The 15454-nt window shown below is 43.6% G+C and carries 11 protein-coding genes; 2 read left to right on the top strand and 9 right to left on the bottom strand.

From position 1 onward, the window contains the following. Window positions 1–1031: 1031 nt before the first annotated feature. The gene (locus ACO0KW_RS11895) at window positions 1032–2003 is read left to right on the top strand and encodes a dihydrodipicolinate synthase family protein (RefSeq protein ID WP_423053286.1); all 972 of its coding nucleotides are present in this window, start codon (window positions 1032–1034) and stop codon (window positions 2001–2003) included. Between the two features lie 823 nt (window positions 2004–2826). Beyond that, complete coding sequence (locus tag ACO0KW_RS11890; protein ID WP_423053285.1) at window positions 2827–3462, top strand: SOUL family heme-binding protein; 636 nt, start codon at window positions 2827–2829, stop codon at window positions 3460–3462. 579 nt (window positions 3463–4041) lie between these two features. On the opposite strand, the gene ACO0KW_RS11885 is transcribed toward ACO0KW_RS11890, so the two are convergent. The 9 genes from ACO0KW_RS11885 to ACO0KW_RS11845 all read right to left on the bottom strand — a co-directional run bounded on the left by ACO0KW_RS11885 (window position 4042) and on the right by ACO0KW_RS11845 (window position 15364). Further along, on the bottom strand, window positions 4042–4359 hold the full coding sequence (locus ACO0KW_RS11885; protein WP_423053284.1) for a CcdB family protein: 318 nt from the start codon (window positions 4357–4359) through the stop codon (window positions 4042–4044). Continuing rightward, entirely contained in the window at window positions 4360–4596 is a 237-nt protein-coding gene (locus ACO0KW_RS11880; protein ID WP_422993126.1) for a type II toxin-antitoxin system CcdA family antitoxin, read from the bottom strand. A gap of 118 nt (window positions 4597–4714) precedes the next feature. Continuing rightward, window positions 4715–5155 carry a transposase gene (locus tag ACO0KW_RS11875; protein WP_423053283.1) on the bottom strand — a complete coding sequence of 147 codons (441 nt, stop codon included), beginning with the start codon at window positions 5153–5155 and terminating at the stop codon, window positions 4715–4717. A gap of 317 nt (window positions 5156–5472) precedes the next feature. After that, window positions 5473–7074: an amidase gene (locus ACO0KW_RS11870; protein ID WP_423053282.1), complete on the bottom strand. Its 1602-nt coding sequence runs from the start codon at window positions 7072–7074 to the stop codon at window positions 5473–5475. A 544-nt stretch (window positions 7075–7618) separates the two neighbouring features. Then, on the bottom strand, window positions 7619–8182 hold the full coding sequence (locus ACO0KW_RS11865) for a hypothetical protein (RefSeq protein ID WP_423053281.1): 564 nt from the start codon (window positions 8180–8182) through the stop codon (window positions 7619–7621). Between the two features lie 45 nt (window positions 8183–8227). Further along, window positions 8228–9373: a flavodoxin family protein gene (locus ACO0KW_RS11860; RefSeq protein ID WP_423053280.1), complete on the bottom strand. Its 1146-nt coding sequence runs from the start codon at window positions 9371–9373 to the stop codon at window positions 8228–8230. A 607-nt stretch (window positions 9374–9980) separates the two neighbouring features. Next, window positions 9981–11384: a hypothetical protein gene (locus tag ACO0KW_RS11855; protein ID WP_423053279.1), complete on the bottom strand. Its 1404-nt coding sequence runs from the start codon at window positions 11382–11384 to the stop codon at window positions 9981–9983. 562 nt (window positions 11385–11946) lie between these two features. Continuing rightward, on the bottom strand, window positions 11947–12129 hold the full coding sequence (locus ACO0KW_RS11850; RefSeq protein ID WP_186922962.1) for a hypothetical protein: 183 nt from the start codon (window positions 12127–12129) through the stop codon (window positions 11947–11949). A gap of 91 nt (window positions 12130–12220) precedes the next feature. Then, on the bottom strand, window positions 12221–15364 hold the full coding sequence (locus ACO0KW_RS11845) for an SIR2 family protein (protein WP_186922961.1): 3144 nt from the start codon (window positions 15362–15364) through the stop codon (window positions 12221–12223). Window positions 15365–15454 lie beyond the last annotated feature (90 nt).

Below are 15454 nucleotides of genomic sequence, written 5' to 3'. Positions count from 1 at the left end.
TGCGCGTATCTTACATTTAACTCATGACGATAGTATCGAAAAAGCATGCATAAAGTTCGTGCCTACTCTTCTATAACTTAGATTACGCCTAACGCAATCACTTTGGTCAAATCATTAATGTGTCATGTCAGGACTTGATCCTCGTATTTCGTTGGACACAAAGCGGTACTGAGATGCTTCTGGAATAGCGGCACTACTTGGGCGAAAACAGCAACACCATTTTCGCTAGAACCACATGGTTGACTGGTGCGATTCACGCAGCCACACATTGAAGCAAAAGGCACGACAGCATTTTGAAACGAATGTGTGATGGCGCTAAAGGAAAAATTTTAATCGCGGTAATTTGCGAGTATTTGGTTCGACTTCTTGACTACCGGGGCTAATGGGTGACCCCGTGCTCTGAATGAATTGATTGAGTAATTGCGTCCAAAGAGAGTATCAGTTTAATTAAGCTTGGATTGTGATTTGCAGAAATGGCAAGCTTATGCTTGTTTTATTTTTATGGCTTTTTGGATTAGATGTCTTCAAATTTTTTTTGGGTTGAACTTACACTTACGATCAGGCGATTGGGGTAGGATATTTCGGCTAAATGCGTTAATATATTAACGGTATACTTACAACATGCTGATTGTGTTGGTTTAATTTCCTATCTTTCTTGGTTAAAGGAAATATGATGAGTGGGTGTCTGTTGTTCTGCGCTTGTTCTGCGCTTGTTCTGATATACAAGATAAAAGTGCGATCTCGATAGCAAAAACTTCAGAGCTAGGCAGCACAAATCAATGGAGAGAAGTTTTGCGCCAGAAGGTATTTTTTTCAACAGTAGGGTTATTGAAACTATCCGAAGTCAAAAGAAAAATGATGCGCTCAGGGATCAACCGATGTTTAGCAACTTTTGGGATCCAATAGGCTTTGAGTGTTAACTTAAGCCCTTTGGTGGCGTAAGCCAACAAGCCTCCAGCTTTGCCAAAGGTGGTTTAATTCATGATTTTTTTGTGCAATTTATACAATAAAGTTTTTAGATAATAGGAAATATGATGGAAACAAATAGTAAAGATTGGCGATATACGGTTATGCCGGCCGTGTTTACATGGCTCAAAGAGTCAGAATCCGGTGCCCTTGAAATTGACTTTGATATAACAAAAAAGCAAGCCGTATCTGTTTTAAAAGCTCAGGGTAAGGGCGGAAGCAGATTTGGTGGATTAGTCGCTTCTGGTACTCTGGGTGAAAATAGTTATCTGAGTCACGAACAGCGTCTCGCTTTACTGAAATCCCTATCTGACGTTGCTAAAGAAGCCGATGTTCCTTTGATCAGTGGCGCTGCAGCTGAAACCAAAGAAGAGCTTGCGACAATCATCGAAGGGCTTGCAGCGGTTGGGGTTGATACCGTCATGGTCATGCCGCCAAAAACCAAGGCAACGCCTTCCGATGAAGAAATGTATGCCTACTATGCGCTTGCTGCAGCCACTGCAAAAAGAGTAGGTATAACAATTATGCCGTATAACAATCCTGATGCAGCCGGATATCATGCACTGTCAACAGATCTGCTTAGAAGACTTTCTGCGCTACCTGAAGTCGCTGCTCTTAAAATATCGACTCTCGATGTTTCGACGATTGAAACGCTGATGTTAGAGAACGAAGATCTAAAAATTTTGGCAGGTGTTGACTCCGTCACTGTGCATGCAGGACTTGCTGGAGCATGCGGTGGAATTACAGGTGTAGGTACTATCTTCCCCAAAGCAAGTATCACGATGCAAGAGCATGTTTTAAAAGGAGAATGGGCTGAGGCAAACAAAATTTCTCGGGCTCTCAATTCCATATCCTATCTTGATGCTCAGCCTTTGCTTATGGAATACCTTAAGCTTGCAATGGGAATTCATCATAACGATACCGAAGGTGGGCTTCGTACCTATGGTAAGAAATTAACGCAACAGCAAATTGACGATGTCCGCGCAAGATATCTTCTTGCAAAAGAAAGACTGGAACTTCTCAATTTGGCAGACTGATCCTTTCAAATAGAGGACTTACGCAAAATAGCGCTAGCTAAAGCCTGCCCTCGAATGCTTGAATCGAGGGCGCGTCGCCGAAGATAGGCTACTTGTACGGCGAGGGTGTAGTGGGGAATTCAAGCAGCAAGCCGCTTGCCCACGAAACAGATAGCACATGCCTGTGCTATCGCGCCCTGCAAGGGACCGCAACGCCACAAACGTCTGTTTTGCGTAAGTCCTAAAATATTCAAAAAAATGAACGTAACGAAAGTCATGAGCAGAATGGGGGCCGAGCCTTACCTCGAGCTGTGACACGTTACAACGCTCTGGAAAATTCATTCCGAAAGACTTCGCCATTTCGCTTTCCCGTTGATTTATTGGTTGATAAATAAAGAATGATGGCGGGTGAATGTCAAATGTAGGCCTGACCCTAGATTTGAGTTCAAGCACTTTGGTTAGATCATTAAAGTGTTATGTCAAGACTTGCCCCCACGCTTTGAAAATCCCCCTTCCGCCGCTCCGCCCACCGTCATGTAATGCACATCAAAATAGTGCGCGTTTCCACCATCGTGTAGGCACCTGATTAGTAGGCTACGACTATTGCGGCATTGCGATTACGTGATATACCACTCCAGCAAATTCTAATCGTAAAGGTCTCGCCATTTGCTTAGCTTAAGCTAGGTTGTTGATGAATGTATTGATGTTAGAAGTGACCCCGCATGTGTTTAGGTAAAACCGATAGCAGCGCTGATGTTTGCATTTAGAGGTATTTAAATTGTCCGCTTAGCACTTTGGCGTCGGGCGTCTGACAAATAAATTTCTATTCAAGTACTATCTTAAAATGGAAAAAATCAGGAGAGATCAAATGAAAAATTTACTAGTTGGTTTAATAGTTTTTTGGGGTGTTGCAATGAATGCATTTGCGATTGAAGAGCCTACTTTTGAGGTAGTTAAACGCTATCCACAATTTGAAATTAGAAAGTACCAAGCCTATTTAGTGGCCGAAGTCATTGTACCCGGGCCAGCTGAGAAAGCTGGAAATACCGCGTTTGAATATTTAGGTGGTTATATCTTTGGTAAAAATAAGGGGAGCAAAAAAATCGAGATGACGGCACCAGTCTCGCAAACACCCGTGCCAATAAAAATAGCAATGACCGCACCAGTGTCGCAGACTGCAACTGATGACGGCTATTTGGTTCAATTCGCGATGCCGAGAGAATTCACGATGGATACCTTACCAGAGCCGAATAATCCGAAAGTGAAATTACGGGAGATGCCAGCAAAAACCTATGCGGTGATTACCTATTCTGGAACCTGGTCTCAATCTCTCTACGAAGAAAAATTAAGCTTGCTTAAAAAGTCTGTGGGTGAGGCTGGATTAAAAATGGAGGGAGAGCCTATTTTCTCACGCTACAACGCGCCATTTTCTTTACCATTTTTGCGTCGAAATGAGATTTGGATTTCTCTTATTCTGTGAGCGAAAAGAAGACTAATACTTAGGACTTAAGATTTAGGAAGGAAAAACGGGGTCAAGGAAAAACTGGGTCAGGTCTTACAATCGACATTCAGTAGTCAATCAACACCACGTTCTTTCTGTTTCACTGCCCGACTAACCGTTGCGTAACTTACCCCAAAATGGGTACCTACTTGCTAGAGTGTGTAGTGCCCACTTAAGTATGCCAGTGCGATGTTTTCATTTCTCGTGTTTTCCAAATTGACAAAGTAATCCAATGGTTTGATCGGGGCTTGTTTTTGTTTTTTGGGGATATTTTTTGAGTGATTGTTCGGGATCGAGCTTGCATTGCATAGTAAGTACAAAATCGTCGTCACCGAGATAAATTTGGTTCTTCAGGCACTGCCAAGAAAAAAAGTGGGGTCAATTCTTGTCATGGAACATCATCACATCTCACTCACAAATTGAGTTACCGCCAATGTATACAAAATAAAAAGTGAGGAAGTAATGAAGGCGCCTACTCTCCGACAACCTACATTACGCCAAATTCCACACCGTGATCAAATCATAAATGTGGCATGTCAAGACTTGACCCCGTGCATGCTAATATGCACCAAAAACTCTGACTAAGGCATCAAGTATCTCTGTTTGAAATGCTGCAGCGGTATCAACTTTTTCCTTCAACTCTATCAATGGAATTGCGGCCAGCTGCGGAGTGTCTAGCAAATATTTTTTGCCATTGATCGTAATGATAGGAAACAAATCTGCGGGCGCTTCTACGTTCTTAAATGCGGTCAAGTTGCGTAATGGGATAACGATACGTGTCGCCAATCCACTGATCACATTACTTTGTACGTCGATCAAAAAAGGCGTCGTCTTTTGGCTTTTGCCCATATTCCCATACACATCAAAGCGTGCCATTTAAAACCCCCGCCACTCTGCTAATGCCACGCCATCTTCTTCTACTTTTTGATTATAGACTTTGATAAATGCGGCATTTTTTTCATTCCATTCACGCTCTTGTTCAGCGCGTATCGTTTCACGCAGACTTTGTTCGCACACTTGTGAAATATTAATTCCTAATTCCTTTGCGCTAAGGTAAACATCCATGGGCAAGCTGATGTTCGTTGCTTTTTTTGGTGAATTTACTTGCTTCATATTTAACTCCAGAATAGCAGAATCCCACAGTGGAATACGCATTCATTATACACAAATCAATGCGCATAAATATTGTTAAAAGTATTCGAAAAATAGGGGCAAGTCTTGCAATGCAACATCACCACATCTCACTCAAAATTAGCGCCACGACCGATACATACAAATCAAGAAAGCTGAACAATGACACTGAGTTTAAGGCAATGTAGCGCGCCAATTCAAGCAGGTAGGATTCTTTCTGCACCAAGATCGCTTTAGATCGCTCCGAAAAAACATGGCCAACGCGTTGATACTGCCGATTGACATACTGGGTATAAGAACCATTGAGCAATTTCATACCGTCAGACAAACTGGCTCGGTTTGTTTCAATCAAAAGGTGGTAGTGATTGTCCATTAGACAGTAAGCGTGGCAATACCAATCATAGCGATCCACCACGATTTTCAACAGCGATAAAAACCGGTGTCGATCATCGTCATTGGCATAAATATTCGCTCGGGCATTCCCGCGGGCTGTGAAGTGGTACAAAGCTCCTGCATACTCTACGCGTAATGGTCTCGCCATTTCAATCCCCCGTCGGGTTAATTACGATAGAGTCTAGGATGGCGAAAGAGTGATGTCAAATGTAAGGTCTGACCCCGTGTTCATGACCCCGTGTTCCTATCATTTCCAGATAATTACCTGTGCCGGAGCGAACGGCTTGCTACGGTCTTAATATCCTTGGCAAGCTCTTTTGCCAAAGCTTTCAGGTTTCCTCTATCCATTACAATGTCCATCAGTAAATTCCTCGCAAGAGATTTATAGAACGTGGACATTTTCAAAGGGCTTCCATAATACCTAGCCCTTTTTTTCTCAAATATTCTCGAATTTACAAATTAAAACTAAGGATGAGTTGGTAAATATTTAGGCGCTTTTCTTACTCTGCTTGCTTGCTCAAACCCATAAGCAATTTCTATTAAAGTCGCCTCACTAAATGCGCGCCCAAAAAATGAAATACCTACCGGTAGCTCATGTATAAACCCTGCAGGCACCGTAATATTCGGATAGCCCGCCACTGCTGCATGGGTAGAGCTGCTTATTAGTGAGCCGCCATTATTAATTAAATCTGTTACCCAAGCAGGGCCGCCTGTTGGTGCGAATAAGGCATCTAGTTTATGTTTATCCATCACTGTATCTATGCCCTCTTGCGTGACCTTTTTAACTAAGGCTAAAGCGTCAATATATTCCTTATCGGTGAGCTCGCCAGTCGCTTGTGCTTGTTCAAAACGTTCTTGTGCAAACCAAGGCATTTCTTTGTCTGCATGGGCTTTATTAAAGGCGATTAAATCTGCCAAACTACGGTGCGGCACAGCAGCAGGTGCGTTAGCCAAGTAAGCAGCAATGTCTGATTTAAATTCATAATTTAAAACAGTGCTTGAAGCAGCCCCATAGGCAGAACGTGGTGGTAACTTAATATCCTCAACTACTTCTGCTCCTTGCGCTTTAAGCGTCACGATTGTGCTTTCTAATAAAGCAGTAACTTTAGGATGATTACCAAATAACTCCCGCACAATACCTATGCGTTTCCCCTTTAAACCATCTACTTTTAGGGCAGCCAAATAATTGCGGTTTGTACTGTCTGGCACTTGCAGAGTGATCGCGTCTTTATCATCCTTACCCATCATGGCATCAAGCAAAATAACGGCATCTTTCACCGTTCTTGTCATTGGCCCAGCTGTGTCTTGGCTATGTGCCAAAGGAATAATTCCCGAACGACTAACCAAACCCAAAGTAGGCTTAATACCAACCAAGCCAGCCAAAGTTGCAGGGCAAACGATAGAGCCATTAGTTTCCGTGCCCACCCCAACCGAGGCAAGGTTAGCGCTAATGGCAGTACCTGTACCTGCACTAGAACCGCACGTATTGCGGTTTAATACATAAGGGTTTTTAGTTAAACCACCAACGGCACTCCAACCACTTGTGGAATTAGAAGAGCGAAAATTCGCCCATTCACTTAAATTGGTTTTGCCAATAATAATGGCACCGGCATCGCGCATGCGTCTCACAATTTCAGCATCTTGTTTTGCAAAATTATGAATTAGGGCAAGCGAACCAGCCGTAGTCGCCATTTTGTCGCCCGTATCAATATTGTCTTTAATTAAAACCGGAATGCCATGCAAAGGACCACGAACCTTCCCTGCTTTACGCTCAGCATCTAATTGCTTTGCAATTGCTAAAGCATCAGGATTAACAATCAAAACAGAATTAAGCTGAGGGCCAGCTTGGTCAAGAGTTTTTATACGACTCAAGTAAATTTGGGTAAGTTGCGTAGCAGTTAGCCTGCCCAATTGCATCGCCAAAGAAAGCTCATCAATCGATTTCTCTTCTACATTCCAAGAATTAGCAGCTTGGTGCGGCTTGGCCTTAGATTGACCAACGGCAGCTTGGTTTAATGTCGTACTCAAAACAGCGAAGCAAATAAGTTTATACACATATTTTTTCACGTTCATATCCTTTGGGGTAGGCATCAATAAGCAAAACTTAATAAGATATGGATAGACCAATGAACGAAGGAATTGTTCAATTAATGTTTAACAGCAAAATAAGTCGTGCATAGATGCAAAGTTCATATTGGTATTTTTAGTGGCATTACCATAAGTATTCGCTCGCATTACCGCGAGCAATAACATAGTACAAGGCACCGGCAAACGCCATACGTAATACGAAAGTGCCTCGCCATCGCAATCTCCCTCTGATTTATTTACAGATAAATGTTGGATGCTAGTGGTTGAATGTCAAATGTAAGGCCTGACCCCGTGCTCTTGTGCATATTGGTATTTTTAGTGGCATTACCATAAGTATTCGCTCGCATTACCGCGAGCAATAACATAGTACAAGGCACCGGCAAACGCCATACGTAATACGAAAGTGCCTCGCCATCGCAATCTCCCTCTGATTTATTTACAGATAAATGTTGGATGCTAGTGGTTGAATGTCAAATGTAAGGCCTGACCCCGTGCTCTTGTGTGACCCCGTGCTCTTGTGGGTTCAAGCAATGCTGTCGTCTTTGTAGTCACCGACCGAGGCTTGTATGACTTCCTGTGCGATGGCGGTTTCTTGCACGGTGTTGGTTTGTGCGACGAGTACAAATTGCCCATTGGCGATGGCGTCTTCGATTAGTGTTGAGAGCCAGCCGGATTTACTTTCTTCGGTAGTGCCAACTTCTGGTTTCATCGCCCCTGCTGCTGCACCGATCAAAGCGCCTAAGCTGGCACCCCAGCCCATCATGACCAATGGCGCGACTAAGGGGCTGGCAATAAATAAACTCACACTGCCCGCCACTAGCGCCACTTGCGCCAAGGCGCCCAAACCAGTGCCAACTGCGGTGCCGATCGCACCATCGACCAAAATGTCCTTCAAAGAGGCGTCACTACCGACTTCGGTCGGTGCTTGATGCGGGGTTGATGCAGCCGGTGGCGCTGGTTGTAGATTGGTGTCGAATATTTGCAATTGTTCGCGTGCCAGACCTCTAGCTACGAGGATGGCGAGGGTGGCTTCGGCATCCTTGCGCTGTGCAAAAAAGCCTGATACGTGGTGACGATGGATGTCCATGTTTTTCTCATTGTTGTGATGCTGATGGGTTGCGACTGGTTTAAATTACTTGGGTCGTGGTCGTGATAAATGTGCCTGTGTGCTCTGCAAATGTCCGGCACGTAATTCGACTACCGCCTTAGCGACAGCTCGCGCCACATTGCGGGTTTCTTCCTGTACCGCCAGATCTTGATCGAGTGCCTCGTGGCTGTTGGCATACGATTCGTAGTAGCCGATATAGCGACCTAAAGAGGCGAGGCTTCCAGCATTAATCAAGCCCATCCAATCTAGCCAATCCGATAGCGCGCGCTTGGCTTCACCGACACCAGCCACATCGCCATGCACGACCAACCCATAGGCGCGCCCAGCTAAATGCTGCGGGTAGGGCCAGTCTGCCAGTTCCAATTCTTTCGCCTTGCTAGCGTTCTTGCCTGACGTTGCCGTCGGGTCGGGGTTACCGCCATCGGCGCACACCAAGCGGTCTATCATCAGTTTTAAGGGACTCGGACTTTGATACCAATACACGGGCGTGACGATGATCACCGCATGTGCGGCAGTCCAGCGTTCATAAATTTCTGCCATCTGGTCATTAGTTTGATTTAAGGCATGATTGGGATAACAGCTGCAAGGCCAATGGCACAAAGGCATCGCGGTGGAGGCGCAGCCTTTGCAGGGGAAAATGTTGCGACCATATTCAGAAGTGATCAAACTCAGATCAAGAACGTCGGGAACGATGCCAGCATGCTCTAGCGTTTCTTTAGCGATCTGTAGTAAACGAAAACTCTTGGACATCTCACCAGGGCAGCTGCCATCATTTCTGGCAGAGCCGCAAATTAATAATACTTTGCTTGGACTAGACGCCTCGGTCCAATTGGATTGCGCCGCCTCTATGCGCTGTTTAGTGGCGATCCATTCGCAAGATAGTTGGTATTCTGGGTCGGCATATCCGACCCCGGCTTGTTGCGTAAACGGTGCTTTGCGACCCGCGTGATAAGCCTGCCAAGCAATCTCTTCTAGTCTGGCAATGGCGAGGTCTTCCGCACCAAATGCAGGATCGATAAAGCTGGCGCGGTAGCGTCGACCAAACTCGGTGCGCGTGAGTTGATTATGTGCTTGACCGGTGCGTACTATAGGTACTATAGGTATGGTGATCGTTGTCGGCTCAGCGTTCGCTAGTGGCTCTACACCGGGAACAGAAGAAAAACTGCTCATGAAATACTCCTACTTTGCTCATCCAATTCTGATGATTGAATGTTGATTGGACCAGCGTAACGGAAGCTGTCAACAGCTTCTGTGCGTTGCCCAACCCACGGGCAGAATAGGATGCGATCTTGACCTCCGGCGTATTCATGTTGCGGCTCGTGCCCTCACAAGCATTACACACAAAGGTGCACGAATTGTTCTTGTAGACGCTGAGTTAGCGGGCGGCGTTGTCATTGTTCCAGCGTGATTTCTTTGAGGCGCGCAAAACCTGATTGAACTGCTTTGCAGTTGCCCACCAAAAGCGACACTTAGGTGCGACCATGTTTAACCGAGATGTTTCATTAGAATTTGCGATGTATTTGCGATGATAAGGGATGTATTTTTCGAGGCAGTTTTGACGAGAATGATGACAGCTCGTCGCTCGAAGGTTTTCAAGTCTGCGTGCAGCAAGTCGTCGTAGCTCGCGTGGCCAGTTTGCAGCACTAGCCAAGCAGTAGTTTGCCGTGGCAGGATCAGCGTGAAAGCAACGCCGCGCTTGGCGGAATCTATTAAGTCAAAAACCTATGATTCGATACCTGACCCCGCGCTTTTGATGTTAGAACTTACCCCGTTTGCACTAATTACCGGATGGGGCAAGAATTCTGAAAGTATCAGGAGATATACCATAGGTCACTTTGAATGCGTTTGCAGCCCAGACTTTAATCTCATCTCGAGAAAATTTGCTTGTCAACCAAAGAAAATCCATTTCAAATTCACCATCCTCTGTTATCCATTGTCGTGTGAGCTCATATGAGGCAACCCACTGATAAAAATCATTGAAGACCTCGTGAACTATTTGCTCGTCACGACAAGGGAGAATTCGCGGATAAACATCCCCGTCAGGTTTGTCAACAAACAGCGCTGCATGTTCGTCAAAAAGCTGCATTGCACGATCGAGGTCTATGGGACCTCGATGCGAAGTAGTGCATATCCCAGGCCAGCAAAAAAATTCAGGAGTCTTCAATTTGTCGCGTTGAAAGCTGAGAAATTTGGCTATGATTATGCGAATTGGAAGGTTGGTTCTATTAAATTCAAACGTCGCATCCTCTTTCAACAAACTTCCCCATCCTTCATGAGATGTACTCCATTCTAAAACTGTTTCCGCTATGAGTCGTGGACTAGGAGTTGCGAGGGCAGTGCTTAATCGATCAGTAACATCCCAATATTCTTCAGACGTGTAACTTTCTATAGCTGACTGAAGTGAGCTGTCACTTTTTACGGCTTCGCAGAATCGGACGAAGCGCCATCCTGGATCCGTTGACATTATTAGTGATGCAGGTGCTTTGAGTTCAGTGAGGAACCCGTCAGCTGGATTCATTGCAAGGTCGCAAATTACCAAGAAAAGACCCACAAGTGAATGATCGGGTGTAGCTGGCCATTCCTCTATTTCAAGTATGCTAAGAAAGCATATAAAAGCATCGATATATCCGCTATCAAGGAGTGCGCAGGATTCGAAATCAAGCCATGTCAAAGTCCCACCTGATCCCCCATATAGATATTGAATCTGAGAAAAGCGAGCCTGACCTTCTAGTATTTCAAGTGCTCCAAGCGGCGCGACTCGAACAGGCGAACCTTTATAAAATCCTTCGCGGCGCTCAGCCTTCAATCTTGCAAATACTTCCTCTAATGGACGTGGATCAGGTAGCCTTTCCAAAGTTTGGTCTACAGTGGATGCTAGGAGCCAACTAGCTGCACCGAGTGCTATTTGATAGGCATGCCCAACCGAGATGAAATATTCGTCCTGTACCACGGACTTCGTTCGCCTTTTTGGATCAATAACCAGCTGCCGGAAAAATTCCATGTCATGCCAATTATTTAGTACATAATTAAGTGACTCATCCTGTGGTAAATCGTCCTCAGCCAACATCTCCGCCAAGCGCTTGAGAGGCTTTATAGGGCCATGAATCTCGGTGACCTTTACCAGACGTTTACGATTGAGGTGCGAATGAGCCGGCTGCAGCAAACTAAGTACGAGGCCCATCGAGGTTCCGACATGTTGCCACCAGTGGATTGTTTCGTGAAGATAGGTAGAAAAGGCTTGCGCTTGTTCAAATGACGTCGACTTGATCTGAATTCGCCCTGAGTCCTCCAATAGCGCATGAATGTCAGGGCGAAGGCGAAGTACAAATCGAAGCGAACTATATGAGCCACGAGCGCTCCAGGCACTGGTCGACTTCCAGCTGGATTCGCTATCCTGAAGCAGATTCCGGTCTAATTTCAATTCGATCTTGCTCCAAAATAATTTGTAATTTTGAGTTCTTACAATCTAAGTGCCATGCGCCGCGATGTTTCGAATTTGCAAAAGAGATCACCCTCAACATTAGTAGCTTTTATCCGCAATGTTAGAACTGCCCCTTTTGCTCTTCCGTTCATGAGCACTTTGGGGTCAGGCCTTACGTTTGACATTTAACATCATCCAACGCCACTCTCCCTCTGATTCATTTACAGATGAATGTCAAATGTAAGGCATGACCCCGTGCTTGAGTATTTGGTTTGACTACTTGACTACCGGGGCCAAATGGGTGACCCCGTGCTCTTTTTATCTATTTATCAGATTTGTGGATAATTCGTGTTTCGACCTTTACCGTTCCAACTTGAAATTTCTGTCGGCTTGCGGCGATTCGTTCAGCCTCGGCGGCACTACTCGCGTCAATTGAATGAGTATTCCCATTTAATCTCCGACCATCTTTATCATAAGCGACTGCCTCAACTCCATACCTAGCCATAATCAATCTCCAAAAAATTAAATAGCAGTTAAAAATAAATAAGTTTAAGTAATATCATGAATTGCTCAACGTCAAAGCTGGCCAAAATTGATCAATCTTTAATTCTTACGTCAATAGCGACTGGTCCCTTATACGAAAATCCTAGACTAAATTCAATGATTGCGCCACTTGCGACTACTGACCAATCGGTTTTACTAAGTGATTTGGGTGTGAAAAAAATATGAAATCTTAATTCACTTGAATAAATAAATCCGTATCCAGCTTGCTTGCTTTGAACTGTGCCAAGATAACGTCGTAGCGCTCCGTCAGGTAAACGTACTTCATAGCCAACTCTATCTTTATTTTGCAAATATGTTTGACGTAAACTTTGGAACTCATCCTTTCCTTTAGAGACATCGCCATACAATAAATTACATCGCGCATAAATTAACCTTGCCTCATAATGACTATCACCATCAGAGAAGCTTCGTCGGAGATGCGACAAAATTGAATCTGGTGTTTCAAACTCATTTTTCTTAATGAGTAATTTGGCTAAAGATAGGCAAGCTTGTTTATCATTAGGAGATACGAGTACCGCACTTTTGAGGACTGCAATTCCTTCATCAATTTTGTCAGCTGAAGATAGCGCCTCTCCTAATACTCTAGTGATCGAAGTGTTTTCAGGATTTCGATCGTGAAATCTATTTAAGACATCAAGCGCTTGCGGTTGCTTACCCATTGCTTTTAAAAACTCTGACCTCAATATGGTCATCGGGCCATCACCGGTATTTAATTTCAAATAATTTTCAATTAGTTGTGATAGCTCGTTCGTGATTCGAATAATTGCTTGTTCTCTTATTTCGCGACGATCCTCAGTCTCCTTACTAAAATCTTGACTGAAATAGTCCTTTAGTTCATCCAATAATACCTGCCCAAGTAAATGCTCTGGATGCGAATTTTTTCTTTGCAATTGAGGCTTTAAAATACTTCTAGCATCCGCTCTATAACGTTCACGCTCCACACTAGACTGTGACGCAAGTGCTTTTTTCCTTAACAAGTTTGCTTTTGTATGTTGGATACCCGCATCACTGAATCCAGTTCCCTTATTCTCAATCTCGGCTTTTCGCAAATATTCAGATGCTAATTCAGTACTCCCCTCACGATGAAATAATTCCAAAATCGCGCGTTGATGCCAAAGGTACGAGGGAGATGGGTTTGCCTCCTCAGCTGCATCAAAAACTGCTATTGCAAATTGTTTTCTCTCGAAAAGATCTGCTAACCGCCGCCCCTTCACGAGTTCAAAATATGATTTTCTATCGCTAGAGTAATCTAAATCAATCTTAGACAAAATTCTTATCAACTGAAATGTTCTCGCCTCAGGATCTGCTATGGCAAGCGAAAATACCATTTTTGCAATCTCATTATGCCTACTTTTATAAACCAGATCTCGGTAGTGCCTATCAAAATTCGCCCGAATAACTCTTGCTAACGGTCCGTGTAAATATTCGTTTAATGTTGAAATTGGTAGGCCGCTTATTCTAGACAACAAACCAGCACGAACCCCAACACCGGATTGATGTAAAGAACAAATGTCTAAATAAAGTTGCTGGGCTTCGCGCGGTTGGATTTTCTCGAATTCACTAATTAAAATATCTTCAAAACTATCTCCAAAGGTTATTTCATGGAGCGCCACTAACAATTGTTGATCGTAGAATTTTTCAATAAATATTTTTCTTTCTGATTCGGAATACTGTTCCAGTGGGCCAAGTATTTTACTTTGTGATAGTTTATCTAAGAGGCTATTAACTTCGTTTTTCTCAAGATCATGAATTTCGAACTCGCGGGAGATCCTTCTCTGCAATTCTTGTCCATAAATATTTAATTCATTTGTTCGCGCACAAACGATAATTGTAATTAGGAGCTTCTGTTGAAACGCCATTTCTACAAATCTTACCAACGACTCTTGATGCTCAACAACATCATCAATGAAGAAATAGATTCGACTTTGCACCAATTTCTGTAGTTCGAATACTAGGCTTGGTCGAATTACTGCCCCCTCATTTAACCAAACCGTAAGGGGTGAATCAAGTAATTGTGATGTTTCAATTGCCACTCGCTTTGCCAACACTGATTTTCCACAGCCAGCATAGCCTTTGATGACAAAAAGTTTTGACTCAGTACTATTCAGACTATCCAATACAGCGTGATTAAGAACTTCGGTTGTCGCATTTCGTGTTATGTCTAGTCCTTCATATATGGGATTGAATGAGACGTCTAGGCCGCAATAAAAGTTTTTAGGGTTGATTGCACTTCCATTTTTAGAATCTGGTGTTACGTGCGTTAACTCGTTAGTTAAATATTCAAGAAGCTCTAGCGATGGATTATCATGCGATGGAATCCATTTGCTGATAGTCAAGTCAGATCTAGAAAAAAGAGATGCCAATTTTCGATTCGTTTCAGGGATTTTTGTATCTAGGGCGTCTAGGAAACCCTTAAAATCTGCCTGAAACGGCGTAATCCTCCTACCTTGCCAAAATCTCTTTTGAATTTCATCGAATGAAATATCTACATACAAATATGAGTCTCTACTTTGACTTGAATCACCTATATCAAAGAGAATTTCTTTAATGTTTTCATCACCCAAGCTGTAACCACAGAAGATGATAGGAGATTGTGTAGCCCACTCTTTAAATGTCCTTACTAGATTTCCACGCCCTTTGGTAAATTTTGCGTATTCGTTGGAATCAAGGACTATTGGGACGTCTTTATCATTGAAATTATTTATACAGCCATGCAGCTTTAAGTATGGCACTGTATTTTGTCCAGCCAATGCCTTTTCTAGTTCATCTCCATCTTTAGTCACTGCGACAAGGTTCTGAAGACGCTCCGGAGAGTTTTCGTAAGCACGTTCAACAACCAAATCGTAGTTTGTCGAAACTATTGCCCTCCAACGAAAGGTCGGTATTTTGAGATGAAATGGTGCTGGTCCTAAATCTATAAATATTTTCCTTATAAAAATCTGAACTTTTTCTAGAGATGCCTCACTTCGGGCATAATCAGCGACGGTCATTAAAGACTTGCTCTTATGTGAGCCGTCGAGAAATTCATCAGAAAGCCTATTTCGCACTATATCTGCAGTAATTCGTGTAGCGCTCCCGCCCAAGATTGCATCGTAAGATGCTCCTGCTCCTAAAAACAGTATTGCATTCCCAGATTCAATCGCTTTTATTATTGGTGACGGAAAATCGTTCGACATTTGTGCTCCTGAATTGAGATGAAGCCTGAAATTATTAGTTGTTATGTATTGAAACGAGACTGAATGCTAATTGAGAAATTTCAATACATC

The organism is Undibacterium sp. Ji22W (assembly GCF_049340305.1).
In the GTDB taxonomy this organism is placed as follows: Bacteria; Pseudomonadota; Gammaproteobacteria; order Burkholderiales; family Burkholderiaceae_D; genus Undibacterium.
This window is presented reverse-complemented; position numbering and strand designations above follow the sequence as displayed.

Excerpts from the sequence above, each read along its gene's own strand:
- ACO0KW_RS11895 (WP_423053286.1), top strand. The coding sequence starts at position 1,032 with ATGATGGAAACAAATAGTAAAGATTGGCGATATACGGTTATGCCGGCC.
- ACO0KW_RS11860 (WP_423053280.1), bottom strand. The coding sequence starts at position 9,373 with ATGAGCAGTTTTTCTTCTGTTCCCGGTGTAGAGCCACTAGCGAACGCT.
- ACO0KW_RS11890 (WP_423053285.1), top strand. The coding sequence starts at position 2,827 with ATGGAAAAAATCAGGAGAGATCAAATGAAAAATTTACTAGTTGGTTTA.
- ACO0KW_RS11865 (WP_423053281.1), bottom strand. The coding sequence starts at position 8,182 with ATGGACATCCATCGTCACCACGTATCAGGCTTTTTTGCACAGCGCAAG.
- ACO0KW_RS11845 (WP_186922961.1), bottom strand. The coding sequence starts at position 15,364 with ATGTCGAACGATTTTCCGTCACCAATAATAAAAGCGATTGAATCTGGG.
- ACO0KW_RS11855 (WP_423053279.1), bottom strand. The coding sequence starts at position 11,384 with ATGGGCCTCGTACTTAGTTTGCTGCAGCCGGCTCATTCGCACCTCAAT.
- ACO0KW_RS11875 (WP_423053283.1), bottom strand. The coding sequence starts at position 5,155 with ATGGCGAGACCATTACGCGTAGAGTATGCAGGAGCTTTGTACCACTTC.
- ACO0KW_RS11885 (WP_423053284.1), bottom strand. The coding sequence starts at position 4,359 with ATGGCACGCTTTGATGTGTATGGGAATATGGGCAAAAGCCAAAAGACG.
- ACO0KW_RS11850 (WP_186922962.1), bottom strand. The coding sequence starts at position 12,129 with ATGGCTAGGTATGGAGTTGAGGCAGTCGCTTATGATAAAGATGGTCGG.
- ACO0KW_RS11880 (WP_422993126.1), bottom strand. The coding sequence starts at position 4,596 with ATGAAGCAAGTAAATTCACCAAAAAAAGCAACGAACATCAGCTTGCCC.